1 pseudogene is annotated in these 1,370 nt (G+C 46.6%); it reads left to right on the top strand.

Annotation, left to right across the window (positions count from 1 at the left end):
* Positions 1 to 82: 82 nt before the first annotated feature.
* Positions 83 to 1,066, top strand: a pseudogene (locus QUA25_RS29195) (hypothetical protein); the annotation flags it as partial.
* Positions 1,067 to 1,370: the final 304 nt, after the last annotated feature.

Here is a 1,370-nt window from a genome sequence, read left to right as displayed (position 1 = left end):
GATCAGCTCTCTCTAAATTCACCATAACTTCTACTCAGCGAAGGCTGAGTAAATTTGTGCTTAGTCTAAACTCCAATCTTATCTCACCGAAGAGATTAAATGGCTAGTCGAGAATTTCTGGGAAGGATTGCGATGTAATGTGATGGTTCCCTGCATTGCGCCTTGCGGTATGAATGCGCCGGGAAACGGGCTATTTGAGGTTGAGAAACTAATTGAGAGCAAAAAGAAGAATCGTCATGAGTATCCATGTCCCATTTCAGGCTGTGGTGAATGGCAAAACATTGATTGTCTGCTGAATAACGCCCCGACTGCTCAACCCCCATCGCCAGAAATCGGCATTCAGCAGTTCCGAAATATTGTCAAAGAGCTAAAAAACATCCGCAAAGATTTAGTAATTTTCGATCGTCGAGGAGAAGAACGCTTTCAGTCATTGTCTCAGGATCAGCGGATCATTCTCAGCAAAGTCGATGAGGAATTTGCGTCGCTGATGCAAATGCTCACCGATGAAGCGAAAGATGGCCCGCGCCTGTTCAGTTTCAAGCCCGTCGATCCAAAGTTTTTCGATCGCCCAAAATGGATCAGTACAAAATTGCAAATAACCCTCTGGTGCGAACACTCTCGTCAACCGCTTCCAGCCTTAAATCCTCACGACAAAAAGAAGGGAGTTTATGAATTGGAAGTGTCGCGCGAATGGTTTACCAAAGCAGCCCCCTATCTCAAAATTTTGACCGGAACCCTTAGTCTAGTCTTACCTGTCGCAGCCTCGGCAACCAAGCTAATGCTAGATGAAGCCACCTACAAAGGTATTGAAGAAGAACTCGATTTAGGACAAAAAAGCATCGAGTCTACCTTGAAAGGAAGCGATTTAGCGACTAATTTGTCTACCGAAAGTGATGCCCCTGATTGGCAACAGGGCCAAGCAGCCATCCGCGCCCAAGCCTCGATTTTGCGAGAATTACACGCGCTGCTAAAAGCAAAAGATCCTGGCTTTGGTGGTTTGGTGCGGGTGCAGAACAGACGCCGGGAATTTCTGTGGGTTCACGAGCAGTTTGTAGAGGAGTATTAAGATTTTTATTTTGACACCTTTATTACGCTCGTGTGAAAATTTAAACAGCACATTCCTAGTTCCCAGGCTCTGCCTGGTAACGCATATCCAGAGGCTCCGCCTCGCCCTAACCCTCAAACAAACCCTCCCTCTCCTAGTTCCCAGGCTCTGCCTGGTAACGCATATCCAGAGGCTCCGCCTCGCCCCAACCCACCAACAAACCCTCGATCGCCCCAATGGGAAGAAGTAGATAAGCTGATACGCAGCTAGATTGTATAATATAAATATAAAATAAGCGCTCATTAGTTAGAATGTATGCCAGCCA

It is taken from the genome of Microcoleus sp. Pol17C6 (assembly GCF_036701145.1).
Lineage (GTDB): Bacteria > Cyanobacteriota > Cyanobacteriia > Cyanobacteriales > Microcoleaceae > Microcoleus.
Note: the sequence above shows the minus strand (reverse complement) of the source record. Positions and strands in the feature narration are given on the sequence as shown.